Annotated in this window: 28 protein-coding genes and 1 other annotated feature; of the genes, 25 read left to right on the forward strand and 3 right to left on the reverse strand. The window is 34.4% G+C overall.

The annotated features are described in order from the left end of the window. Positions 1-2: 2 nt before the first annotated feature. The 15 genes from MHI39_RS09130 to MHI39_RS09200 all read left to right on the forward strand — a co-directional run bounded on the left by MHI39_RS09130 (position 3) and on the right by MHI39_RS09200 (position 13700). Positions 3-722, forward strand: coding sequence for a YebC/PmpR family DNA-binding transcriptional regulator (locus tag MHI39_RS09130; RefSeq protein WP_071975005.1), 720 nt, complete (start codon positions 3-5; stop codon positions 720-722). Between the two features lie 300 nt (positions 723-1022). Further along, positions 1023-1541, forward strand: a complete 519-nt coding sequence (locus tag MHI39_RS09135; RefSeq protein ID WP_342541133.1) for a PRC-barrel domain-containing protein — start codon at positions 1023-1025, stop codon at positions 1539-1541. Then, positions 1513-1701 (forward strand): hypothetical protein, encoded by a 189-nt coding sequence (locus tag MHI39_RS09140; protein WP_058002086.1) that lies wholly within the window; start codon positions 1513-1515, stop codon positions 1699-1701. Before MHI39_RS09135 ends, MHI39_RS09140 begins: the two co-directional genes overlap by 29 nt. 22 nt (positions 1702-1723) lie before the next feature. Next, positions 1724-1858, forward strand: a complete 135-nt coding sequence (locus tag MHI39_RS09145; protein ID WP_251337378.1) for a YrzQ family protein — start codon at positions 1724-1726, stop codon at positions 1856-1858. A 93-nt stretch (positions 1859-1951) separates the two neighbouring features. Next, entirely contained in the window at positions 1952-3028 is a 1077-nt protein-coding gene (locus MHI39_RS09150; protein WP_342541134.1) for an AI-2E family transporter, read from the forward strand. 102 nt (positions 3029-3130) lie between these two features. Continuing rightward, positions 3131-3362 (forward strand) — a binding site (T-box leader). Between the two features lie 50 nt (positions 3363-3412). Then, positions 3413-6046, forward strand: a complete 2634-nt coding sequence (alaS, locus tag MHI39_RS09155; RefSeq protein ID WP_071975003.1) for an alanine--tRNA ligase — start codon at positions 3413-3415, stop codon at positions 6044-6046. Positions 6047-6295: 249 nt separating this feature from the next. Next, positions 6296-6565, forward strand: coding sequence for an IreB family regulatory phosphoprotein (locus MHI39_RS09160; protein WP_058002089.1), 270 nt, complete (start codon positions 6296-6298; stop codon positions 6563-6565). Further along, positions 6566-6982, forward strand: coding sequence for a Holliday junction resolvase RuvX (gene ruvX, locus MHI39_RS09165; RefSeq protein WP_058002090.1), 417 nt, complete (start codon positions 6566-6568; stop codon positions 6980-6982). A gap of 13 nt (positions 6983-6995) precedes the next feature. Next, positions 6996-7283: a DUF1292 domain-containing protein gene (locus MHI39_RS09170; protein WP_058002091.1), complete on the forward strand. Its 288-nt coding sequence runs from the start codon at positions 6996-6998 to the stop codon at positions 7281-7283. A 257-nt stretch (positions 7284-7540) separates the two neighbouring features. Next, positions 7541-8689 carry an endolytic transglycosylase MltG gene (gene mltG, locus MHI39_RS09175; RefSeq protein ID WP_071975002.1) on the forward strand — a complete coding sequence of 383 codons (1149 nt, stop codon included), beginning with the start codon at positions 7541-7543 and terminating at the stop codon, positions 8687-8689. Positions 8690-8841: 152 nt separating this feature from the next. Next, positions 8842-9480, forward strand: a complete 639-nt coding sequence (locus MHI39_RS09180) for an O-methyltransferase (protein ID WP_058002093.1) — start codon at positions 8842-8844, stop codon at positions 9478-9480. Positions 9481-9561: 81 nt separating this feature from the next. Then, a complete protein-coding gene (gene udk / locus MHI39_RS09185) occupies positions 9562-10197 on the forward strand; it encodes a uridine kinase (protein WP_058002094.1) in 636 nt (211 codons plus the stop codon). Between the two features lie 108 nt (positions 10198-10305). Continuing rightward, positions 10306-10782 carry a transcription elongation factor GreA gene (greA, locus tag MHI39_RS09190; RefSeq protein ID WP_058002095.1) on the forward strand — a complete coding sequence of 159 codons (477 nt, stop codon included), beginning with the start codon at positions 10306-10308 and terminating at the stop codon, positions 10780-10782. A gap of 369 nt (positions 10783-11151) precedes the next feature. Continuing rightward, positions 11152-12900, forward strand: a complete 1749-nt coding sequence (locus MHI39_RS09195; RefSeq protein ID WP_342541136.1) for a penicillin-binding protein 2 — start codon at positions 11152-11154, stop codon at positions 12898-12900. Between the two features lie 92 nt (positions 12901-12992). After that, a complete protein-coding gene (locus MHI39_RS09200) occupies positions 12993-13700 on the forward strand; it encodes a YrrS family protein (protein ID WP_280615924.1) in 708 nt (235 codons plus the stop codon). A gap of 18 nt (positions 13701-13718) precedes the next feature. Here MHI39_RS09200 and MHI39_RS09205 read toward each other — a convergent pair whose 3' ends face one another. Further along, positions 13719-13925 carry a DUF2536 family protein gene (locus tag MHI39_RS09205; protein WP_280615923.1) on the reverse strand — a complete coding sequence of 69 codons (207 nt, stop codon included), beginning with the start codon at positions 13923-13925 and terminating at the stop codon, positions 13719-13721. Positions 13926-14174: 249 nt separating this feature from the next. On the opposite strand from MHI39_RS09205, the gene mtnN reads away from it, so the two are divergent. The 9 genes from mtnN to MHI39_RS09250 all read left to right on the forward strand — a co-directional run bounded on the left by mtnN (position 14175) and on the right by MHI39_RS09250 (position 23716). After that, entirely contained in the window at positions 14175-14870 is a 696-nt protein-coding gene (mtnN, locus tag MHI39_RS09210) for a 5'-methylthioadenosine/S-adenosylhomocysteine nucleosidase (RefSeq protein ID WP_342541137.1), read from the forward strand. A 340-nt stretch (positions 14871-15210) separates the two neighbouring features. Beyond that, entirely contained in the window at positions 15211-16344 is a 1134-nt protein-coding gene (locus MHI39_RS09215; RefSeq protein ID WP_259544790.1) for an IS110 family transposase, read from the forward strand. 503 nt (positions 16345-16847) lie between these two features. Beyond that, positions 16848-17105, forward strand: coding sequence for a YrhC family protein (locus MHI39_RS09220; RefSeq protein WP_342541138.1), 258 nt, complete (start codon positions 16848-16850; stop codon positions 17103-17105). A 133-nt stretch (positions 17106-17238) separates the two neighbouring features. Continuing rightward, the gene (locus MHI39_RS09225; protein ID WP_078109908.1) at positions 17239-17883 is read left to right on the forward strand and encodes an efflux RND transporter periplasmic adaptor subunit; all 645 of its coding nucleotides are present in this window, start codon (positions 17239-17241) and stop codon (positions 17881-17883) included. 8 nt (positions 17884-17891) lie between these two features. Next, on the forward strand, positions 17892-19712 hold the full coding sequence (locus MHI39_RS09230) for a DHA2 family efflux MFS transporter permease subunit (protein ID WP_342541141.1): 1821 nt from the start codon (positions 17892-17894) through the stop codon (positions 19710-19712). Between the two features lie 434 nt (positions 19713-20146). Next, complete coding sequence (locus MHI39_RS09235; RefSeq protein WP_078109906.1) at positions 20147-20290, forward strand: YrzI family small protein; 144 nt, start codon at positions 20147-20149, stop codon at positions 20288-20290. Between the two features lie 237 nt (positions 20291-20527). Next, on the forward strand, positions 20528-20710 hold the full coding sequence (locus MHI39_RS09240) for a transposase (RefSeq protein ID WP_071974995.1): 183 nt from the start codon (positions 20528-20530) through the stop codon (positions 20708-20710). Between the two features lie 124 nt (positions 20711-20834). Continuing rightward, the gene (gene sigK / locus MHI39_RS09245; RefSeq protein ID WP_071974994.1) at positions 20835-21557 is read left to right on the forward strand and encodes an RNA polymerase sporulation sigma factor SigK; all 723 of its coding nucleotides are present in this window, start codon (positions 20835-20837) and stop codon (positions 21555-21557) included. A 362-nt stretch (positions 21558-21919) separates the two neighbouring features. Next, positions 21920-23716, forward strand: a complete 1797-nt coding sequence (locus MHI39_RS09250) for a M3 family oligoendopeptidase (protein ID WP_342541142.1) — start codon at positions 21920-21922, stop codon at positions 23714-23716. Between the two features lie 57 nt (positions 23717-23773). On the opposite strand, the gene pssA is transcribed toward MHI39_RS09250, so the two are convergent. Next, positions 23774-24313 carry a CDP-diacylglycerol--serine O-phosphatidyltransferase gene (gene pssA / locus MHI39_RS09255; protein ID WP_058002105.1) on the reverse strand — a complete coding sequence of 180 codons (540 nt, stop codon included), beginning with the start codon at positions 24311-24313 and terminating at the stop codon, positions 23774-23776. A gap of 155 nt (positions 24314-24468) precedes the next feature. Here pssA and MHI39_RS09260 point away from each other — a divergent pair, with 155 nt between their 5' ends. Then, positions 24469-25251, forward strand: coding sequence for a phosphatidylserine decarboxylase (locus MHI39_RS09260; RefSeq protein WP_342541143.1), 783 nt, complete (start codon positions 24469-24471; stop codon positions 25249-25251). Between the two features lie 68 nt (positions 25252-25319). Here the strand turns inward: MHI39_RS09260 and MHI39_RS09265 are convergent, their stop codons facing one another. After that, entirely contained in the window at positions 25320-25460 is a 141-nt protein-coding gene (locus tag MHI39_RS09265; protein WP_058002107.1) for a sporulation histidine kinase inhibitor Sda, read from the reverse strand. Between the last annotated feature and the right edge of the window lie 255 nt (positions 25461-25715).

A 25715-nucleotide genomic window follows, 5' to 3' on the forward strand; every position in this document is an offset into this window, starting at 1 on the left:
AAATGGGTCGTAAGTGGAACAATATTAAAGAAAAAAAAGCATCGAAAGATAAAAATACTAGTCGAATTTATGCAAAATTTGGTCGTGAGATTTATGTTGCTGCGAAACAAGGAGAACCTGATCCTGAATCAAATCAAGCATTAAAGTTCGTTTTAGAACGTGCGAAAACATATAATGTACCAAAGCATATTATTGATCGTGCAATTGAGAAAGCCAAAGGCGGATCAGATGAAAACTATGATGAGCTTAGATATGAAGGTTTTGGACCAAACGGATCAATGCTAATTGTAGATGCCTTAACCAATAATGTGAATCGTACAGCAGCTGATGTTCGTGCAGCATTTGGAAAAAATGGTGGAAATATGGGTGTGACAGGCTCTGTTGCTTATATGTTCGATCATACAGCAGTTATTGGGGTAGAGGGAAAAACTGCCGATGAAGTATTAGAGCTATTGATGGAAGCAGATGTGGATGCTCGTGATATTCTTGAAGAAGAGGATTCCGTTATTGTTTATGCTGAGCCAGATCAATTCCATGCTGTTCAAGAGGCATTTAAAAATGCAGGGATTACTGAATTTACAGTAGCAGAGCTTACTATGCTTGCTCAAAATGAAATTTCACTTCCTGAGGATGGACAAGTGCAATTTGAAAAACTGATTGATGCATTAGAAGATTTGGAAGATGTTCAGCAAGTTTACCACAATGTGGATCTTGGTGAATAATCATTCAAACAAAGGGGGGCAATTCTGCCCCTCTTTTTTTATGCCGTTTTGCGGAATATAAAGGCTACAGCAATTCTTATAAAGTTTGTCACTCTTGTCCTTAGTGAAATGAATGGGTTCTGCAGGTTTTAACCGCTATTTATTCGTACACACTTACCTAAATTGCAACAATTTTTATTTGAGAAGGAACCTTTGTTAATATAAGCTAAAGTAAGTTTAATTAATATTGGTAAACGTTACACCTTATGTTTTTGAAAATAAAACAGACAATATAAATGTTCGAAAAAGGTGGGATGCTTTTTGAGAACATTGAGTCTTTTAAAAGGAATGCCTGTTTATCTTTTCAATGGGGAATTGTTTGGCGAGGTATGCGATATAGGGATATCGGCAGAGGGAAAAGTCACGTGTCTTTTATGTAAAAAGGATCGTTTTTTTGGAAAAAATTGTAGAATAGCGATAAGTCATGTTCAAAGCTTTGGTCAACATGGAATTGTTCTTCATCAGGATACACAGATTGAAAAATACAAGGATCGAGATAATGAGTATACTCTATACCATTCGAATCCCATTATGAAAAAATTAGCTCTTTCCACGAGTGGGGATCAGTTAGGATTGCTCGAGGACGTATATTTTTCCGAAGAATTGGGAAAAATTATCGGATACGAACTAACTGATGGCTTCTTTACAGATATGTTGGAAGGGAAAAAAGTAATTCAAGTAAATGGTCCTCCAAAGATAGGGAAGGATGCCATCATCGTGTCAGTAAAACAATTGCGAGGTGGCTTATCCTATGATGAAATGTCCAAATTGCCAAAGTAAAGATCTTGGTAAAATCGGTATTAATCAATATTATTGCTGGAATTGCTTTATAGAGCTTTCCATTTCACAAGAAACGATCTATACCCATCAAGTAGAGGAAGATGGTACCTTAAGCTCGTTAGACGATTTATTTGATGAGGAATCTCGTCGTTTAAGTTAAAATTTGGAAGGGGTGCATTGTTTTGAATAAAACAGTCGTCTCCTTGCTAGGTTTTGGAGCAGGGATAGCAGCAACTGCAATCTCACAAAGACAAGGATATTTCGATAATAAACAAATGAGAAAAATGACGAAACGTTTAAGAAAAGCATTTAAATAAAATGAACCAGGGCTGTCTATTTTATAGGCAGTCCTTTTGTTTTGAGGATAAAATATTCCATTTCACGAATAATAGTATCGGGAGGGATAAACATTGCGAAAACCTCGCTGGTATTTGTTATTTTACTTAGCATATATTTTATTAGTTTTAATCATTTTATACGTCTTCTTACTACTCAAACCATTATGGATGCCGCTTGGAAAGGTTCTTTTATCTGCATTATTACCAATTTTTATTGCTGCTTTTTTTACTTATCTTCTACATCCTCTTGTTGAAAAATTACATAGGACAGGTCTACATAGAGGGATTGCAATCATTATAATTTATGTGATTTTCTTTGGGGGAATAGGCTATAGTATTTATTTAGGCATTCCGATTTTAATTGAGCAAATTAAGGATTTATCCGACCATATTCCTGAATTTGCTAATCATTATCGTAATTGGGTAGAAAATTTACATGATTCTACTTCACGCTGGCCGGATGGAATGAAAGAACAAATAGAAGGAAGAATTGACAAATTTGAAATTTGGCTAAGCGGTTTTTTATCTAATGCGATCAATTCATTAATGAAGCTTATTAATTTTATTTTTGTTTTAGCGATTATCCCTTTTCTTTCTTTCTATTTATTAAAAGATATTGATAGTGTAAAAAGAACGACATGGTATTTCACACCGAAAAAATGGCGTAAAGCTGGTACAAAATTTTTAAAAGATGTTGATGAATCGATAGGTGGTTATATACGAGGTCAGCTTCTAGTCTGTTTACTAGTTGGAATAATTTCCACCATTGCATTCTGGATAATGGGAATCAAATATCCAATCTTATTAGGTATAATTGTTGGAATTACAGATATTATTCCTTATTTTGGACCGATTATAGGAGCTGTTCCTGCGGGCATTATAGCTGCAACAATTTCTGTAAAATATTTAGTATATGTATTAATTATTATTGCGGTTCTTCAGTTTATTGAAGGCAATATATTATCACCGCTAATAGTTGGAAAATCATTACATATGCATCCGTTATTCATTATACTAGCATTAACTATGGGTGGAGAAATAGGTGGAGTCATTGGATTAATACTGGCAGTACCTGTTTTAGCAATTTTTAAGGTAGCAATTATTCATGTGAGGAACTATTTTATTGCTAATATTCATTCACAAGATTGACAAAGGGTGCTTTCATTTTTTATAATTCGAATATGTAAATGTTTATCATTTATTTTTGTGCCGATTGGTTGTTAAAAATAAGTGGAAACAATCCAAATATAACTGAAAATGTTGAAGGATCAAGTATGTTATAGTCCATCTTAAATGTGTATGAATAAGCACAGAAAGAGAGGAATTTCCCTGGCTGAAAGAAATTCTAAGATGAAGGATAACAGAAGGCTAATCTGGAGTGCAGAAAAAAACTGCCGTTTTGCCGCGTTATAGGCACCCAAGAGAAAGGCATTGATTTGTCTTTAATCAGGGTGGTACCGCGAATAAGTCTTTCGTCCCTGTCCAGGGATGGAGGCTTTTTTTATTTCTCAATTTTAAATGGAGGTAATATGTATGAAAAGATTAACTGGTGCACAAATTCGCCAAATGTTTTTAGATTTTTTCCAAGAAAAAGGTCATAAGGTTGAACCAAGTGCTTCCCTTGTCCCTCATGATGATCCGTCCTTGCTTTGGATTAATAGTGGGGTAGCTACACTGAAAAAATACTTTGATGGCCGTGTAATTCCTGAAAATCCTAGAATTACTAATGCTCAAAAAGCAATTCGAACAAATGATATTGAAAATGTTGGGAAAACAGCCCGACATCATACTTTTTTTGAAATGCTTGGAAACTTTTCGATTGGTGACTATTTTAAAGAGGAAGCTATTGAATGGGCATGGGAATTTTTAACTAGTCCAAAATGGATAGGTTTTAATCCAGATAAACTATCTGTAACCATCCACCCTGAGGATGATGAAGCTCACGAATTATGGAATAAAAAAATTGGAATTCCAGAAGAACGTATTATTCGCTTAGAAGAGAATTTTTGGGATATCGGTGAAGGACCAAGTGGACCTAATACTGAAATTTTTTATGATCGTGGACCTGAATTTGGGGATGATAAAAACGATCCAGAATTATTTCCGGGAGGGGAAAATGAAAGATATTTAGAGGTCTGGAACCTTGTATTTTCACAATTTAACCATAACCCAGACGGCACTTATACCCCTCTACCGAAGAAAAATATCGATACAGGTATGGGATTAGAGCGTATGGCTTCTGTCATTCAAGAAGTCCCAACAAACTTTGATACTGATTTATTTATGCCAATTATTCAAGCAACAGAAAAAATTTCTGGTGAGAAATATCGAGAAAATGTCGAAAAAGATGTTGCCTTTAAGGTAATAGCTGATCATATTCGTACAGTATCTTTTGCAGTTAGTGATGGTGCCCTTCCGTCGAATGAAGGTCGTGGATATGTTTTACGCAGACTTTTACGTAGAGCAGTAAGATATGCTAAAACCATCCAAATTAATGAACCATTTATGTATAAGTTAGTTCCAGTTGTAGCGGAAATCATGGTAGATTTTTATCCTCAGGTAAAAGAAAATATAGAGTTTATTCAAAAAGTAGTGAAGAATGAGGAAGAACGTTTCCATGAAACATTACATGAAGGTCTGGCTATTCTTTCTTCAGTAATAAAAAAAGCTAAGGAAGAAGGATCCGATATAATTTCTGGTGAAAATGTATTCCGATTATATGATACCTATGGTTTTCCTGTAGAATTAACAGAAGAATATGCTGAAGAAGAAGGATTAAAGGTTGATCACGAAGGTTTTGAAAAAGAAATGGAAAACCAACGCGAGCGTGCTAGAAATGCAAGACAGGATGTAGGTTCAATGCAGGTTCAGGGTGGAGTTCTTGGTGACATTAAGGTTGATAGCACGTTTGTCGGGTATGAAACACTATCAATACAGACAAAAGTTTCTGTTCTTTTAAAAGATGGCGAAATCGTTGATTATGCTTTAGCAGGCGACGAAATTCAATTTATTCTTGATGAAACGCCATTTTATGCAGAAAGTGGTGGACAAATTGCTGATGAGGGAACTCTTACTGCAAACGGGTTAAAGGTACTAGTAAAAGATGTTCAAAAAGCACCAAATGGACAGCATTTACAACGTGCAATCATAGAAGAAGGCGAAATAAAAACGAATCAAGAAGTTTTTGCTTCCGTAAACGGACAAAAGAGAAATCAAACAATAAAGAACCATTCGGCAACCCATCTTTTACATCAAGCTTTAAAAGATGTACTCGGGTCACATGTCAATCAAGCAGGTTCTTTAGTAGAACCTAATCGTCTTCGCTTTGACTTTTCTCATTTTGGCCAAATTACACCTGGGGAACTAGTGAAAATTGAAGAAATTGTAAATGAAAAGATATGGGCAAGTATTCCAGTGATCATTCAAAGTAAACCGATTGCTGAAGCAAAAGAGATGGGAGCAATGGCACTATTTGGTGAAAAATATGGGGATATTGTTCGTGTAGTCTCAATGGGTGATTATAGCATTGAACTTTGTGGAGGATGTCATGTAGCAAATACCTCTGCAATTGGTGTGTTTAAAATTGTTACGGAAAGTGGAATTGGTGCAGGAACACGACGTATAGAAGCTGTAACTGGTGGAGCAGCCTATCATTTGATGAATGAGCAAATCCATCGCTTAAATGAAGCTGCAGAAAAATTAAAAGCAAATCCAAAAGATATTTTGACAAGAATTGATAACTTACTTAGTGATATGAAAGAAATACAAAGAGAAAACGAATCATTAGCCGCTAAGCTATCAAATATCGAAGCTGGGAGCATTATCGATCAGGCCGAAGAAATAGATGGTATTAAAGTTTTAGCTAGTAAGGTTCAAGGTGTAGATATGAATAATCTAAGAAATATGGCAGATGAGTTGAAACAAAAGCTAGAAACAGGTATTGTTGTTCTTGGATCTGTACAAGATGATAAGGTAAATATTATCGCAGGTGTTACAAAAGATCTAATCGATAAGGGATACCATGCTGGTAAATTAGTGAAAGAGGTAGCTACACGCTGCGGTGGTGGCGGTGGTGGTCGTCCAGATATGGCTCAAGCAGGTGGTAAAGATCCAGAGAAATTAGATTCTGCACTTGAATTTGTGAAAGAGTGGGTAAAATCCATTTGATTCAAATAAAAAGTGGTGTACAATGAAGATAAGATATAGTGCCTTGAAGGAGATGTCTTAAGGGGTTAGTACCAATAATTAGGAAAAATCGTTGGCTTTGGTGCTCCCCTAGTTAGTACCTCCTTCCTCCTAATGAACGAAAAAGTGAAAGTTTCTGGTCGAAAAAATTGGGTGAGCTTCTAAATAGGCATTAAACAAAAAATAGGCTTGTGTTTATTGGACAAGCTTTTTAAAGAGAGGTGCTGTAAAATGAGCTCTTTTGACAAAACCATGCGTTTTAATTTTTCGGAAGAACCTTTTGATCAGGATGTTAAAGAAGTACTATTACAGGTCTATCAAGCTTTACAAGAAAAGGGCTATAATCCGATTAACCAAATTGTAGGATATCTCCTTTCAGGTGATCCAGCATATATTCCTCGTCATAATGATGCGCGGAATATTATCCGTAAACTAGAAAGAGATGAAATGATCGAGGTATTGGTTAAGTCATATTTAAAACAGCATCGTGAGGGATTTTAATTGAGAATAATGGGTCTAGATGTTGGATCCAAGACAGTCGGAGTGGCAGTAAGTGATGAGCTGGGCTGGACCGCACAGGGTATTGAAACCATTTCGATTGATGAGGAAAAAGGTAAATTTGGATACGATCGTGTTGCTGAAATCGCTGAACAATATCAAGTTGAAAAAATTGTTGTAGGATTTCCTAAAAATATGAATAATACGATTGGTCCCCGTGGCGAGGCATCAAAGGCATATGCTGAACATTTAAAAGAACAACTAGGCCTCCCAGTAGTAATGTGGGATGAACGCTTAACAACAATGGCAGCTGAGAGAGTTCTTTTAGAGGCAGATGTTAGCCGCAAAAAAAGAAAAAAAGTCATTGATAAAATGGCAGCTAGTATGATTCTTCAAGGATTTCTTGATAGTCAAAATTAATGAGGTGAAGAAAATGGAACATGGTGAAAAGCATATTACAGTAATTGATGAAGATGGAAACGAGCAATTGTATGAAGTGCTCTTTACATTTGAATCTGAAGAGTTTGGAAAGTCATACGTTCTTTATTTCCCAGTTGGAGCAGAAGAAGACGATAACGAAGAAATCGAAATTCATGCATCATCCTTTATTCAAAAAGAAGATGGTGAAGAAGGAGATCTTCAACCAATTGAAACTGAAGAAGAATGGGATATGATTGAAGAAATGTTAAATACATTTCTTGATGAACAAGAAGAAGAATAATTACATTATTAAATGTAAAAAAACCTTTTCCTTTTGGAAAAGGTTTTTTTATCTTAATCCTATTTAGTATAGTGCCTTTATCCGTTGTAATAAGAAAAAATGTTTCACAATAACAAAAAAGTTTTAAAACAAGTCCATAAAAAATAAGTCGAAACTTAGGAAAGTTATAGTATAATGTATGGGACATAATAGGTGAAAGTAAAGTTCACTATATGAATACCTTGTAAGGTCTGCTGCTTGAAAGGGTGATAGATAAATTGACTGAACAAAAGGGTAAAAAAGATAAAAAAGATGAAATATATAATAATCTGTTAAGGAAAAGTAATGAAGCAAGGACTATTAGGAAAATAGTTATGATTATTAGCCTAGTAGTTGTCTTAATTGTTGCAGGAATTGCATTAACAGGATATTTGTATATTCAATCTTCATTAAAGCCTGTAAGTCCGGGTTCAAAAGAAATGAAAAAAGTAGAAATTCCTATTGGATCTTCAGCCTCGTCTATTGGTCAAATTTTAGAGAAGCAAGGGATTATCAAGAGTGAGTTAATCTTTAAATATTACGTTAAGTTAAATAATGAGACAGGTTTCCAGGCGGGTACCTATGATTTATCCCCATCTATGACAATAGATCAAATTATTACGAACTTAAAAAAAGGGAAGGTTTTAAAACAAGCAAAGCTCAAGTTCACAATTCCTGAAGGTCTACAACTAGATGAAATTGCTAAGATAATCGCAAAGCACACTGATTATGACCAGGCTGAAATCTTAAAAAAACTGGATGATCCAAAGTATATTAAAAGCTTGATGGAAAAATATCCTCATTTATTGACAGATAAATTGTTAGAGAAGGATATTAAACATCCACTTGAAGGCTATTTATTTCCTGCTACCTACTCGTTTTATGAAGAAAAACCAACCCTTGATCAGTTGGTTAATAAAATGTTAGTTAAAACCAATTCGATTATCGCTAAATATGAGGATCAGATGAATAAAAAGAAATTAACGATCCATGAAACATTAACAATGGCTTCATTAATAGAAGAAGAGGCTACGGAAAAAGCGGATCGTCATAAAATCTCGAGTATTTTTTATAATCGTATAAAAGTAGGAATGCCTTTACAAACAGATCCAACAGTTCTTTATTCTTTAGGTAAACATAAGGAACGGGTGACTTATAAGGATACAGAGGTAGTTTCACCGTATAATACCTATCAGGTTAAAGGCTTACCACCAAGTCCGATTTCAAATGCAGGTGAAACATCAATAGAAGCTGCAATTAACCCGGAAAAAACGGATTATCTATATTTCTTAGCTGCAAAGAAAACGGGAAAAGTTTATTATTCTAAGTCATTAGAAGAACATAACAAATTGAAAGAAAAATATATAACAAATGTTGACAATGATTAGAACTAAAATAGCTTTTTAATAAATAATATGCTAAAATAATTATCGTGTTTTTATAATCTATCGAATCGATTAGGGCAGAAGTAGTAGAAAGCTGTTGTAAGAAGCTTTCTACTTTTCATGTCATCTCCTTTTCGTATAGGAGGCAAGTAAATGTGAAGGATTCTATTCATACTTATGTTGAATCTTTAATTAAAGAAAGAAGTCCCCTTTTTCAAGAAATGGAACATTATGCACAAGAAAACGGTGTGCCAATTATGGAGTTAGCTGGAATTGAAGTTTTGCTTCAATTAATATCGATGCAGAAGCCATGTAAAATTCTTGAAATTGGAACGGCAATTGGATATTCTGCGATGAGGATGGCAGATGTATTGACAGATGTTCAAATTGTGACGATTGAAAGAGATGAAGAGCGATATGAACAGGCCATTAAAAATATTAAACAGTCCCAATATGGGAACAAAATCAATGTACTAAAGGGAGATGCCCTTGAAATCATAGAGGAAGTAAAGAAATTTGGTCCATTTGATGCCATTTTTATTGATGCAGCTAAAGGTCAATATATGAAATTTTTTGAACTCTATACACCCTTTTTAACAAAAGATGGGTATGTGTATACAGATAATGTATTGTTTAAGGGACTAGTTGCTGAAGAGAATATTGAGAATAAACGGATACGCAATCTTGTAGGAAAAATAAAAAAATATAATGAATGGTTAGTTAACCACGAAGACTACTTGACGACCATTATACCTGTAGGAGATGGTTTGGCTGTAAGTCGGAAAACGAAATAAGAATATTTCAAGGCTAAATCGTTATATGAAATTATATCCAAGAAGCCTTTAATAAGTAATGGAAAGGGGACCATTTAGTCAATGAGAAGTAAGCCAGCAGTCATCGGGGTTACAGGTGGATCGGGATCGGGAAAAACAAGTGTCACTCAAGCGATATATGAACATTTTAAAGGGCATTCTATCCTCGTGCTTGAGCAAGACTATTATTATAAAGACCAAAGCCATCTACCTTTTGAAGAAAGATTAAAAACAAATTATGATCATCCATTAGCATTTGATAATGATTTATTAATTGAGCATCTTGAAAAGCTTTTAAATTATCAAGCGGTAGAAAAGCCTGTGTATGATTACACTTTACATACACGTTCCGATAAAAAAATTATAGTAGAACCAAAGGATGTTATAATTTTAGAAGGAATTTTAGTATTAGAAGATGAAAGATTGCGCAATTTAATGGATATAAAACTTTATGTCGATACAGATGCTGATTTAAGAATTATGCGCAGAATGCTACGAGATATTGAAGATCGTGGTCGTACCATGCATTCAGTCATTGAACAATATACTAATGTAGTAAGACCAATGCATAATCAATTTATCGAACCAACGAAGAGATATGCTGATGTAATTATTCCAGAAGGTGGACAAAATCATGTTGCAATTGATTTGGTTGTCACCAAAATTCAAACAATTCTTGAACAAAAATCATTTTTGTAATACGATAGTCTAGATAATAATTATATATTAATAAGCGCGCCCTATTTATAGGACGCGCTATGATGTATTTTACAACCTATACAAATAGAAAATTAGGAGTGAAGGGAATTGGCAGCAGAAAAAGTATTTCCTATGACACAAGCAGGAAAAGAAAAATTAGAGCAAGAACTTGAATATTTGAAAACGGTTAAACGTAAAGAAGTTGTTGAACGTATAAAAATTGCACGTAGTTTCGGAGATCTATCTGAAAACTCGGAGTATGATTCAGCGAAAGAAGAGCAAGCGTTTGTAGAGGGACGTGTAACAACTTTAGAAAATATGATTAGAAATGCAAAAATCATTGAAGATGATGGTTCAAGTTCAGATACAGTAACACTTGGAAAATCAGTTACTTTTGTTGAACTTCCTGATGGAGATGAAGAAACTTATACCATTGTCGGTAGTGCTGAAGCAGATCCGTTTGAAGGGAAAATTTCAAATGATTCACCTATCGCAAAAAGTCTACTTGGCAAAAAAATTGATGAAGAAGTTACTGTTCAAACACCTGGTGGTGAAATGAAGGTAAAAATCGTTTCTATAAAATAATAATCAAAGGACTGTCTAATCTTTTTAGACAGTCTTTTTTTGAATTCTTTTCTAAGCTATTCAATTAAAATTCAAAATAATATATAGGTTGAAAATGGTTAAATTCCTTCGTTTCGCTGAGAAAAAAGCTCCGAACTTCAAAATAACTGCTCAAGCTTCTTGTTTATACACCCCACCAGCAGTGCTTTAACAAAAGCAACAAACTATTAAAAACAGTTTCTTTTTTATTTACCCCAAAAGCGTTCTATATTTTTCTTGTCTTTTCAGAAAAATAATAATTAATTATTCAATTAATCGATTAGAAACTGTAATTCGGTCAAGAATGAGAGAAAGGAGTGTAGTGAATGACAAGACACTAGAGGTGGATACATGAGAAAAAAAAGATATATATTTTTTTCAGTAACTTTAATCATTATGTTTTTATTACTGATTGCACGACTTGTTCAGCTACAATTGATTGAAACTGAATCCTATTCTAAGCACCATATAAATCTAATAGAAGAAAGCGTGGCCCAACGAACACAAGAGATTATTATTGATGATGGTAGGGGACAATTCTTAGATAGAAAAAATCAACCATTAACATACTCAGAAAAGTCTGTTCTGATTTTATTTCCATTTTTAAAAACAATGCGATGGGATTCAGGGAAAATAGCAAGTATCCTAGAGGTTTCTGAGGATCAGCTATTGGATCAAATCGACAAAGCAAAGGAACCTTTTGTTTTTAGTGAGATTGATCCATTAATATTATCTGATGAGCAAGTAGAGCAAATTAACCATTTAAAAATACCTGGAGTATTTGCTGTACGTAAGAAGTTTATAGAAAAGAACCCTTTAGCTGCTCAATTTATAGGTATAACTGGTGAGCAAGCTGAAACTTTCCTAAAAAGGTATCCTGATAAGAAGGGTATGCAAAATCAAAAAATAGGCATTACAGGATTACAGAAGCAATTTGATGAATTTCTATTACCAGATGGCGCATCAAAGCTTGTATATCATGTAGATGCCATGGGGGGACCGCTCTTTGGTATTAATGTGAAATATACTGGTCCAAGTAATCCTTTCTTTCCAGTGAATATCCAAACAACTTTAAATAAAGATTTACAAGATAAATTAGAAAAACTAGTGGATCAATATAAAATTGAAAAAGGTGGCGTCCTATTACTAGATATTGAGAAAAATGAAATTTTAGCTGATGTTTCACGCCCAAAAATTAACCCCAAACATCCATATGAAAATAATGCCGTAGAAAATTTAATGTTGAAGCAACAGATTCCTGGTTCTATTTTTAAAACAGTAGTTGCAGCAGCATCCATTGAAATGGGTGTGGTGAAGGAAAATGAAACGTTTCCTTGTAGTGAGGATTTATATGGGAAGCCTGCCGAAAGGGCATTAGGAGAACTGAATTTTGATGAAAGCTTTTCTGCAAGTTGTAATCGGGCCTTTGGTGATTTGGCAAAAAGACTGAAGGAAAAAGATCCAAATCTGCTAGAGGAATATGCGAAAAAGTTAGGGCTAATTGGACAAATCAGTTGGCAGGGAGATGTATATCATTTTACTGACTTTAGACAGCTGAGAGAAGACGAGGGACAGGTATTTTCAAAGGGAGATAGTAAAGTAGATGATAATTTTGTCGCTCAAACAGGTATTGGACAACAGGAAGTGAGAGTAACACCATTAGCAGTAGCCAATATGATGGCTACGATTGCTAGAGGAGGAGAAAGACAAGCCGCAAAGGCTGTTTCTGCCATTAAATATCAAGATGGGACAACGATGATGGATTTCCCTAAACAAGGAAATAAGGATGATTCGATTTCAAAGGTTACTGCTATGAAATTACAAGGAATGTTAAGGCATGTTGTAACGAGTAATCAAGGGACTGGGAGATGGTTTCAGAATCTTCCATACGAAGTTGCCGGTAAATCAGGTACTGCAGAGACGGGGATCTATAATGAAAATAATCAGCAGTTACATAATAAATGGTTTGCAGGGTATTTTCCATTTAATCAGCCTAAATATGCATTAGTGGTTGTGAACTTAGGTGTTCCAGAAAATGAAGGAGGGATTAACCCACTATTTTCAGATATTATTCAATCGATTTATGAATATGATCAGTAAATATAGTCGAAAAGCATTAATTTATTTCCACAAACTTTTCCCTTTTTAAAAGACATGGTATGATAGTAAAGATGAAAAGGGGGATTTTGTTTATGGCAAATGATTTTGACGATCAAATTCGTTCCCGGTCAGCTCAAAGATCAAAAAGGCGAAAAACGAATATTATCCTAAATTCACTTATATTAGTTGTTGTTGTACTAATTATCATTGTTGGAAGTAAAATCTTTCTTGGTGGAAATGATGATGATAAGAAAGCAGCTATAGATAAAAATAAAGAGACAGAACAAGCCAAAGGTATTCATGACTCAAAAGATAATAAAAACAACAACAGTGAAAATAAAGACCGTGTGACTTCTGATAATGACACAAATGAAGATCAGGATGATAATGATGAGCTTTCATCTGAGGATGAAAAACAGGATCTTGATGGAGAGGACTTAAATAGTGAAGAAGTTATCTCTCAAGAAAGTGATGAACCAAATGTGAAAAAATCTTATACTAATCCTAATTGGAAAGGTATCGGAACAGAGCAAACCAATGGTCACCAATATTCCTCAGATCAAAATTCGATTGATTGGCAGGAAAAAACTAGAGCTTTATCTTACGCTACTGGAATACCTGAAGAAAGTTTAACTATTTGGTATTTAGGACGTGAGGGTGGATCTGATAATTTAGTGGCAGGTACAGTTTCCTCTAAAAATGATCCGTCAAAGACATATCGTGTCTATTTAAGCTGGGAAGATGGTCAAGGTTGGAAACCAATAAAAGTATTAGAATTAAACAAAAATGATAAAAGATAGGGTGTGCATTTGGTCACCCTATCTTTTTAATTTAAAATGTACAACTGCAGAATAAAATGGCTGCCCATTTTCAGTGAGCTGCATTTGATGAGAAACAGAATGGACATGTAGCATGATCGCCTTATTCTGTTCAATTTTTTCATTGATTTTCTTTTCAAGATTTTTTAAATCTACAGCTTCAAAAAATTCAACCTTATCCTCTATTAATTCAAACTGTAAGCTCATCAACATCCCTCCATATGTATTGTAGCATATTTTTTATAGGTTCTTTTCTCAAACATTGTTGCTATATAAGTAAAGTTTTAACTAATAATAATTGCTTGAAGACCGCTATATCTTTCATTTTCACAGAGAAAAGTATTGCAAACTCCTCATCTATAAAATCATGCTCAAGGTTTTCTTTGTAAAAATGATTTTTTTTCTATATTGATTTATAATATTTGTGAATGATAATTAAATGAAAGAGGTATGAATATGAAAGTAGCAATCATTGGTGCGATGGAAGAAGAAGTCGTCATTTTAAGAGAAAATATTAATAATTTAAAAATAGAAACCATAGCAGGATATGAGTTTTCTACGGGAGAAATGAATGGTGTAGAGGTGATATTACTCCGCTCTGGAATTGGAAAAGTAAATGCTGCTATGTCATCAACGATTCTTTTGCATCAATATAAACCAGATGTAGTAATTAATACCGGATCTGCAGGTGGATTTAATCCATCCTTAAAGGTTGGCGATATTGTTATTTCTACTGAGGTTCGTCATCATGATGTCGATGCAACAATATTTGGTTACGAATATGGACAAGTTCCTCAAATGCCTGCTGCATTTAATGCAGACGAAAAATTAATCTCAATTGCTAAGAAAGCTGCAGAATCTATTCAAGACGTTCAAGTAAGTAAAGGATTGATTGCAACAGGTGATTCTTTTATGAACGATCCAGAAAGGGTTGCATTTGTTCATGAAAAGTTTCCACAGCTTCAAGCAGCTGAAATGGAGGCTGCTGCCATTGCACAAGTTGCTTATCAATTTGGCATACCGTTCGTCATTATACGATCCTTATCAGATATTGCTGGGAAAGAATCGAATATTTCATTTGATCAATTTTTAGAAACGGCTGCTCTCCATTCTGCAAAGCTTGTAATGGAAATGGTGAAGCATTTTAATTAAAGGCTATATGTTTAATCAATATTGCTAGTAAGATAAAGATAAATAAACCAGAGGCTAAACTGGCAGCACCCTTTATTGGACTGAGAAAACTTTCATGATCTTTCGCTCTCAACCCAGAATGAAAATGGGTTCTCTGTCCCATAATGTAGATACCACAAACAGTGAGTATATGACGTAGCTCTTATTGGTGGTCTTACCCTGTTGAGAAAACTGTTGGAATGAATTTGGTGCACAACCCATTGTTAGCTCTCTCAATTTCGAGAGATGACTACGAACAGAAAAATGTTTAATTTCAAATTCATTCCACTGTTTGTGGAATATTTTCAGAAGGTGGAGTGAAATGGAAACATTGCACAAACGATGTGCAGGCCTAGATGTTCATTCGGAAACAATAGTTGCCTGTGTCATTCTTGGAGAATCAGAAACTGACTTGATTAAGGAGACCGAAACATTTCCTACTTTGACGAAGGATCTGTTTCATCTTCTTAAATGGCTTGAGGAGAAGGAAGTAACCCACATCGCAATGGAAAGTACAGGCGTCTACTGGAAACCTGTATACAATATCTTGGAGGATTTCTTTGATATTACTTTGGCAAATGCTCAAAGGATTAAAAATGTCCCTGGAAGGAAAACAGATGTTTCGGATGCTGAATGGATTGCTAAATTATTAAGACATGGCTTAATAGAGAAAAGTTTTGTCCCTCCCGAAGACTTTCGAAATTTGAGAGATTTGACTCGCCTCAGAAAAAAATGGATTGGACACATGACATCCGAAAAAAACCGAATCCAAAAGGTACTAGAGTCCTCAAACATCAAATTAAGCACAGTTATTTCAGATATATTTGGAGTATCAGGACGAAAACTATTGGAACAACTGATGAATGAAGGTTATATCGATCAAGAAGATGTCGAACAAAAGATACATGGAAGAATGGCCCATAAAAAGCAATTGATTACCGACTCACTATTTGGAACATTAAATGATCACCAGCTATTTCTTATTAAGCAATCTTGGATGCACATTGTTAATTTAGAAGAATTAATATTAGATATCGAGAAAAGAATCGACGTCATTTTATCCAACTATCAGGAGGAAGTACAGCTTCTGGTTACAATGCCGGGAATTAAGAAAGACACGGCAGCTGTTATCATTGCGGAAATAGGAGTAGATATGGGACAATTTCCAACCTCCAAACATCTTGCATCATGGGCAGGATTGTCGCCCGGAAATCACGAAAGTGCTGGAAGGAAAAAAAACACTAAAACGGTTAAAGGAAATCCTCATATTAAATCTGCATTGTGTGAGGCTGCGTGGGCTGTTTCAAGAAGTCGGAATCAAAGATTAGGAATCAAATATTGGTCACTAGCTGCAAGAAGGGGAAAGAAAAAAGCACTCGTTGCCATCGGACATCGAATGCTAACTATTGTCTATCATATGCTTCAGAATAAGGAACCCTACCATGAGTCAACTTAAATTAGCATTATAGACAAACAACAGAAAAGTTAAACGAGAAACCGAAAAATTCGGTAGCTCTGCTTTCCTATTGCCCAAATTAAATTATTTATAGCTTGCACCATTTTAATCAAGTTTAAACTTAATAAATTATTCTTAAAGGCGGAGTTTTATTTTCACAGAAAAGAGCTGCAATTGTTACAAATTGGGTAAAATAGCATTATAACTATACAAAATATAATAAACAAAAGGATAGTGTGAATAAGCAACTTCACCTATCCTTTTTTAGTGTATCAACATGTATACGTTTTTTATCATCTACATATATAACAAGTTTAAAAAATTGTTTTAGCATAAGCCTAAGCCACGATCAAATCCTTCATCTACTCTCAACAGAAGCAGGTATTACTTTGCTCTCGTCTTTTTTATCACTCATGCATTTCTATATTCCCTTTAATTACCTAATAAATCTTTCTGCTATATATGTTAAAGTTATTAGTAGATTCATAGAGAGGATGACGTATATGTCTAAAGCAAGAGATCTTTATGAGAAAATGGTCGACTTTAAAAGATTTGGAATTACATCTTTAGCATTATCATCGTTTTTATATCTTGGCGTCGTACTACCATTAGAGGATAAAACAATTATAAAAACAGATTTATTAATGGGCGGAACCGTTTTATTACTTTTACTTTCTGTCTATTTTCTTTTTCAATCTAACCGATATAGAAAAATTCTTCTTGATAGTGATGAAGGGGAAGAGTATTTAATGAAAAAATAGTACAATTATGTGCTATTTTTTTTTGTTGTAAAGGAAAATCATAAAATGATCTGGATAAAAAAAAGAATGAGAGAAAAAATAGGGAAGAATGTTTGAATGTTTTACAATGTTCATTTTTATGGGAGGAACATCTATGAATGCTAAACGAATGATCTTAATTAATGTAATTTTACTAATCATTTTGGTAGGGGGTGGATTTACAGCTTATTTTTTCTATAATCGATCAGTTACTTATTTAAGTACGGATAATGCGCAAATTGCGGGTCAGCAAGTCACGATTGCCTCACCAGTTAATGGAACATTAACAGCTTGGAACCTTAAAACGGGAGATACCTTTGCCAAAAATGATAAAATCGCAACAGTTCAAACACTAGGCGATAATGGTCCAGTTAATATGGATATTACTGCTCCTGCAAATGGTACAGTCGTTCAATCCAATGCAGTACCAAACACAATTGTTGGAGCAGGTACCCCTTTAGCAATTAGCTATGATTTATCTAATTTATGGGTAACAGCAAATATTGAAGAAACAAATATAGATGATGTTGAAATTGGCCAAAATGTGGATGTTTATGTTGATGCATTCCCTAATACCTCTTTAAAAGGAAAAGTTGAGGAAATTGGGCTAGCAACAGCTGGAACATTCTCTCTTCTGCCAACCAATACTGCCTCAGGGAATTATACAAAAGAGGTTCAAGTTATTCCTGTTAGGATATCAATTGAAAGTAATCTTAACTTAGTTCCAGGTATGAATGTGACTGTGCGAATTCATAAGTAGGTGATGACATGTCAATATATATCGCAGGTTATATTCTTGTATCCATTCTTTTGCTATTATTTGTGAATTATATGATTCGCAAAAAAAACGCACCACTACCTCAAGTAGAAGAAATAGATGAGACGCAAGAAAAGAACGAAGAGGTCACGACTGCAGATGAGTTAATCGATGAAACACTTCAATCCACTGCAATTACCGAGCCAGCGCTAGAGTATGTTAATGAAGCTGCAGGATTGATTGAGGAAGAGGAAAACCGTGATGATGATCAAGTGCAGGAAAGCAGTCAAAATGATAAGCCGGTCGATCAATTTGCTAAAAATAGAGGGAAAATTATTGCGGCGATGATGCTTGGGGCATTTGTAGCAATATTAAATCAAACCTTACTTAATGTAGCGATTCCGCATATCATGAATGATCTAAATGTATCCGCAAACACGGTTCAATGGTTGTCAACGGGATATATGTTAACAAATGGAATTTTTATTCCGATAACCGCGTTTTTGATTGCAAAACTTGGTACAAGGAAGTTGCTAATTTTCTCTATTTCTGCTTTTACAATCGGTTCCATTATATGCTCTATCTCTACAACTTTTTCCTTACTGATGTTAGGAAGGGTCGTACAAGCTGCAGGAGCAGGGGTCATTATGCCTTTATTGATGACGGTATTTTTAACGATCTTTCCACCAGATAAACGTGGTTCAGCAATGGGATTGATGGGTGTAGCGATGATATTTGCTCCAGCAATTGGTCCAACCTTGTCAGGATGGTTAATTGGACATTACTCATGGAGAATCTTATTTGATATTGTAATCCCTTTTGGGATCATCGATTTAATTCTGGCATTTGCTTGGATGAAGGACGTAACAAAGGTAACCAATCCAAAATTCGATACTGCAGGATTTATTTTTTCTGCGATCGGTTTAGGGTTTCTACTGTATGGATTTAGTGAGGCAGGAAATAATGGCTGGGATAGTATGGTCGTTATTATCTCCTTAGCCATTGGGGTAATTGGTTTGATTCTATTTACATGGCGAGAATTAACAACAGATAAACCAATGCTTGAATTACGTGTCTTTAAATATGATATATTTGCACTCACTACTATTATAAGTATGGTTATTAATATGGCTATGTTCGCTGCTATGATCCTGCTACCGATTTATTTACAGAATATTAGAGGGTTTACTGCATTAGAATCAGGATTATTAATGCTTCCAGGTGCAATTATTATGGGAATTATGTCACCAATATCAGGGTGGTTATTTGATCGAATGGGGGCTCGACCATTAGCCTTATTTGGTCTTATTATCACTGTAGTAACCACCTGGCAATTTACTCAATTAACGATGCAGACAACCTATTCGCATATAATGTTGCTATATGTAATGAGGATGTTTGGGATGTCATTTTTAATGATGACAGTAATGACTGAAGGGATGAATCAGCTACCTTTAAAATTAACAAGTCATGGAACGGCTGCTTCTAATACTGCAAGGACAGTTGCAGGAAGTATTGGAACAGCGTTTCTAGTTACGGTTATGACAACTCGATCATCGTATCATACCGCAAATTATGGGAATATCATTGCAAGTTCAAATCCTTATATTCAAAGTAAAATGTCACAATTAGGTCAAGGAATTGCTCAAATGGCAGGTCTTCCATCACAATCGGGGGAAAGTTTAGCCACCAGTATCATCTACGGGAAGGTAGTCCAACAATCTACGGTTAGTGGTATAAATGATGCTTTTGTAGTAGCCACTGGAATTGCTGCTGTTGCCTTTGTATTAGCCTTTTTTATCAAAAGAGCAAAACCAACAAAAGAAAAATAAAAAAATTTCAAAAAAATGTTTACAAAGCTATCATTATTGGATATACTTACCTACGTAAACAAATATTTCATGAAAGGGAGGTCGTTTAAAATGAAAAGAATCTCAAATTTATTTTTTCATTACAATTCAATATTTTGTAATCCATTCGACCTAACCCGAATTTGATTTGCTTTAAATGACAGCTAATTTTCGAAGCCGTAGGATGGATATGTTTCTTCCTGCGGCTTTTTTGTGTCCAAAAAACCGCAGTGGAAACGGTCTTCCCTGCGGCTTTTTCCTGTCTAAGAATTTAGCTGCATCATTTATTTTTTGTTTAAGATTTGTCTATAGTGAAGAAAGTTACTAAGAAGAGGACTGATCCTAATTACAACATTTAGCAGTTCCGTAAGAAACCCCATTAATAGTAAGAAACGCATGAATAAGGAGGTGATCGTATGACACTAAATTTGATTTTTGTAACAGTTACCATCAAAAAACGTAAACAGTCTTTAGAAGATTGTGTTCATGAACAAAGAATTAATCAAATAATTGATGAGAACAAAATGAAGTACTGTGAGCTTTTTTACAGAAATATGTAATCGAAAAATAAAAATTAGAAGGGAGATATTAGTGATGTTAATTTGGCAAACAAAAAGGTTGAATTCTTTATGGGTGGAGAAAGATTCCGCCTAGCTAACAGTTGAATAGGAGGATAACATGTTTTTGCAAATTATGCTATTAACCATTTCATTTCATAAAAAGAAAAAGGGTTGAACCACTATGAACTGCACCCAAATTGTTAGACACAACTAACAATTGGAGGTGCAGTTTTTTTTATGAAGAAATATTCACTGGAAATTAAATTAAATGCTATTCAAGACTACCTTAAAGGTATGGAATCTTTCGAAGATACAGCAAAACGCCATAATGTCACTACAACGAAGTTAAAAAAATGGGTAGCGAAGTATCGGTTCAGATCACTAGGTTTTAGCCCTTTTTCTTTTTTACCTTATAAATAACAATCAACCATTATTCTTATTTTCGGAAAACTTTTCCTTTAATTTTCTTTAGTAGGACCTGCACGAACAAAGGCTAAATTACATAAGCATTATGTATAGGTAAAAGCCTAACGGAGGTGAGAAAATGTCCGGAATCTTAACAGCAATTGGCTATCTTTTTAAAGAACTTATTTTTTTGGTCTCGTATGTAAAAAATAATGCATTCCCCCAACCTCTTTCTGCTAGTGACGAACGAAAGTATCTAAAGAAAATGGCTCATGGGGATGATGAGGCCCGGAACATTTTGATTGAACATAATCTTCGTCTTGTTGCTCACATTGTCAAAAAGTTTGAGAATACAGGAGAGGATGTCGAGGACCTTATTTCTATAGGAACGATTGGCCTTATTAAGGCAATTGAAAGCTATTCCGAGGGAAAAGGTACCAAACTTGCTACTTATGCGGCTAGATGTATTGAAAATGAAATACTCATGCATTTACGAGCACTAAAAAAGACAAAAAAGGATGTATCCCTACATGATCCCATTGGTCAGGATAAGGAGGGGAACGAAATTTCGTTGATCGATGTTTTAAAATCAGATGCTGAAGATGTTTTTGATACGATTCAATTAAGCATGGAACTGGAAAAGGTTAAAGAGTATATTGATGTTCTAGATGAGCGTGAAAAAGAAGTGATTATTGGTAGGTTTGGTCTTGATTTACAAAAAGAAAAAACACAAAGAGAAATTGCTAAGGAATTAGGTATTTCAAGGAGCTATGTATCACGAATAGAAAAAAGAGCATTAATGAAAATGTTTCATGAATTTTATCGTGCGGAGAAGGAAAAGAAAAAGAATCAGCAAGAATAAAAGTTAAATTCCCCCTTTATTTATATAAAAGGGGGAATTTTTTAAGCAGATGATATCTATTACCCTTCCATTTCCACCGTTACTTCAGCAGCAATGACTAAGGCAACCGCAGTACATAAAACAAGCCCGATAACAATAGAAAACATGTTCATCACTCCTTTGAATATCTAACTTTAATGTAGCATACAAATTTTTAGTTAGATGATTCAAAAATGAACAGATTTTTACTATACAGTGGCAAAATTGTGGCATTCCAAAAATATTGCGAAAAAAATTTCGGTTTTATAGGTGTTTAAAATATTAGAAAAATTTAGATGGTATGTTTATAATATAAATGTACATACATAGAAGGGGGAATTACTTTGACAACGACAACCTATTCATTGACTTGGGACTTAGATGTTTTTTTCAAAGATGGAAGTAATTCGGAAGAGTTTAGAAATTTTTTAGAAAAGATTAAAGAGGAAATTATCTCATTTAATAATGAAGTGGATAATTGGGATTCAATCCAAGTGTTACATGAAGAAGCTAAATTTTTGGAATTACTAAAAAAGTTACAAACAAACTCACAAATGCTTACTCAAGCTGGTGCATTTGTAAGCTGTTTACAAGCTCAAAATACATTGGATGAAAAAGCAAGTGAATTAAAAGGAAATGTTGCAGAATTGCGTGCTCAGTTAAATACAATTCTAACTAATTTTGATGATAAATTAAGAAGGATTGAAGAGAATCAATGGCAACAGCTATTACAAAACCCTGAGATTAAAGAATTAGCATTCGTATTGAATGAACGTAGGGAACTTGCAAAGGAAAAGTTACCAAAAGAACAGGAAGCATTAGTAAATTCATTAAGTGTTGATGGATATCATGGTTGGGGAGTTATGTATGACACATTGGTAAGTCAAGTGAAAATTCCGTTTGAAGAGAATGGAGAAATAGTTGAACTTTCAGTTGGTCAGGCACATAATAAATTTTCAAATCCTGACCGAAATGTTCGAGCAACTGTTTTTAAAAACTGGGAAAAAGCTTGGGATGAGAAAGCTGATATGTTTGCTACAACACTAAATCATCTTGCGGGTTTCCGGTTATCACTTTACAAGGAAAGAGGCTGGGATGAGGTTTTAAAGGAGCCTTTAAGCTATAATCGTATGCAGAAAGAAACATTAGAGTCTATGTGGCAAGTAATAAGTGATTATAAGAAACCATTAACAGACTACCTAAAAAGAAAAGCTGAACTTCTCGGAATTGAAAAGTTAAGCTGGTACGATTTAGATGCCCCAATTGGCAAGGTGAATACTCAATTTAGCTATCAAGAAGGAGCTGAATTTATTATTCAGCACTTTGGTAAATTTGGTGATCAATTAGCGAGTTTTACCAAAATAGCATTTGAGGATAGTTGGATTGAAGCGGAAGATCGTGCGGGTAAAAGACCAGGTGGTTTTTGTACTTCTTTTCCAGTTAGTGGCCAATCTAGAATTTTTATGACATACTCTGGAACACCTTCCAATGTATCAACTTTAGCTCATGAATTAGGCCATGCCTTCCATTCATATGCCTTGAAAAATGTTCATCCTTTAAAAAGAGGATATGCCATGAATGTGGCAGAGACTGCTTCAACTTTCGCAGAAATGATTGTTGCTGATGCGTCTGTAAAGAATGCAAAAAGTGATGAGGAACGATTACCTTTATTAGAGGACAAAGTTCAAAGATCTGTAGCTTTATTAATGAACATCCATTCTAGATTCTTATTTGAAACACGATTCTATGAAGAACGTAAAAAAGGAATAGTAAGTAAAAAACGTTTAAATGAGTTGATGTTAGAAGCACAAAAAGAGGCATATGGGGATGGCTTGGAGGAATACCATCCATTATTCTGGGCTTCCAAGCTCCATTTCTTTATTACAGGTGTTCCGTTTTATAATTTCCCATATACATTTGGCTATTTATTTTCCTTAGGGATATATGCACAGGCTCAAAAAGAAGGGAAAGGTTATGAGGAAAAATATATGGCGCTCCTACAGGATACAGGTTCCATGAAGGTTGAGGATCTTGCGATGAAACATTTAAATGTTGATTTAACGAAGCGAGATTTTTGGGAAGAAGGAGTTAAGCTGTGCGTGAAGGATGTTGAGGAATTTTTAGAGGCTACAAAGCAATGAAAAAAATGGGGATGATTTGGCATACAAATCATCCCCATTTATACTATAGATTTATTATTAAAACTTTTTTAATTTAAATGATGCGATCATTAGTAGAGCTAAAATAAGAATAATAAATAAATATAAATGCGTTGGAAAAACTGGAAGTGCAAGGTAACTTAAGGTTGCAAGACAACCTGCAGCTGTTATAGGTAAACCAGTAAAATACCCATTTCCTTCAGTAATATTAAATCGAGCTAATCGAAAAGCGCCACAACCTATATAAAATACTGTGAAAAATAGTCCGGGATAGCCAAATGAATGCAGAATTCCTTGATATAGAAGGATAGCTGGAGCAACTCCGAATGAAATAATATCACTCATAGAATCTAATTGTTTGCCCATTTCTGATACGATATTTAATTTACGAGCAACTAGACCATCAAATCGATCCGCAAGAGCGGCCATGAATATAAGAATAACGCTGAGTCCTAATTGTCCATGAATGGCCACTAGAATAGCAAAACCACCTAATCCTAAATTTAATAATGTTAGCATATTAGCAGTTTGTGCTCTAAGCTTCTTGAGGGTCTGATCAATTACATCAGAATGAAACACTTTATTCACCTCCTAGATAGATAATATGTTCAATTTCTGAATTTGAGAAAGAAGATTTCTCAAAGTTTTTTATACACCCTCTTCCATTATATAATAAAATTTTATAATATAATGCAATAACCTAAAGTTTTTTTGCCAATGCTGGAGGAGATGTTGTGAAAAAATGGATCTATCGCTTCTTGATTGAATTGACAAATCATCAGTTTTCTTCTAAATGTATAAAAAAGTTTGCCCAATCAAAGATTAGCAGACCTTTCATTTCATCATATGCTAAGGTTTATAAAATTAATCAGCATGAAATGCTTCAAGATCTTCATACTTATTCGACATTACACGAATTATTTACTAGAAAATTGAAACCTAATGCCCGGAAAATTTCTGTTGATCATAAAGCCATCATTAGTCCGGTGGATGGAGTTATAGAAGATGCCGGTAAAATAACAGCTGATAAGCATATAAAAGTAAAAGGAAAAATTTACTCATTGCAAGAAATGATAGGTGAAGAAAAAAAGATCGATAAATACATAGGTGGACAATTCATTATTTTATACTTAAGCCCAAAACATTACCATCGTATACATAGTCCAGTAACAGGAAAAGTAGCCCAACAATATACATTAGGTGAAAAATCCTATCCTGTCAATCAATTTGGACTGAAATATGGGAAATCACCATTAGCAAAAAATTATCGAGTGATTACGGAATTGATACATGATAAAGGTTCAGTACTAATTGTAAAAGTCGGAGCCATGTTTATTAATTCGATTGTTTGTACCCACTTAACAGAACAATGGAAAAAAGGGGATGAAATAGCCTACTTTTCATTTGGATCAACGGTCGTCTTATTATTTGAAAAGGGAACTTTTTATTTAGATAAGAATATACAGATTCCAACTGACATTAAGGTTGGTGAAGCAATAGGATATTTTGATAAATAAAATGATAATACTGGAAAGAAAAGAGGGGCAGTCCGAAAATGATATTATCAGACTGCCCCGCCATATGTTTATGATGATATTTTTATGCGATTTGTCAGCGTACGACGATGAATTTCTGTTTCAATGAGGCGTATAAAATCCTGGCTTAACTTTAATTCCTTTGCTTTAAAGTAGGATTCGATTAACAATTCATCAGATAATTTTCTCATAATAAGCCATCACCTCCATATACATTTACGTTCTAAAAGTAGAAAAAATATCATATATTATGTATTTATCCATGATGTATTATTACTTTAACAAACTACTATCGATAGAACAAGCGTTCTTGTTATCCACAATGCTTGGTGGATAACTTGTGATTATCTTGTTTATAAATTATCAATATGCGGTTAAAACAATGTGGGTATTGTGAATAAAGTTATCCACAGTGTAGAAATATGGGAGTTTTGTCGAAAAATATT

It is taken from the genome of Heyndrickxia sp. FSL K6-6286, assembly GCF_038630395.1.
In the GTDB taxonomy this organism is placed as follows: Bacteria; Bacillota; Bacilli; order Bacillales; family Bacillaceae_C; genus Heyndrickxia; species Heyndrickxia oleronia.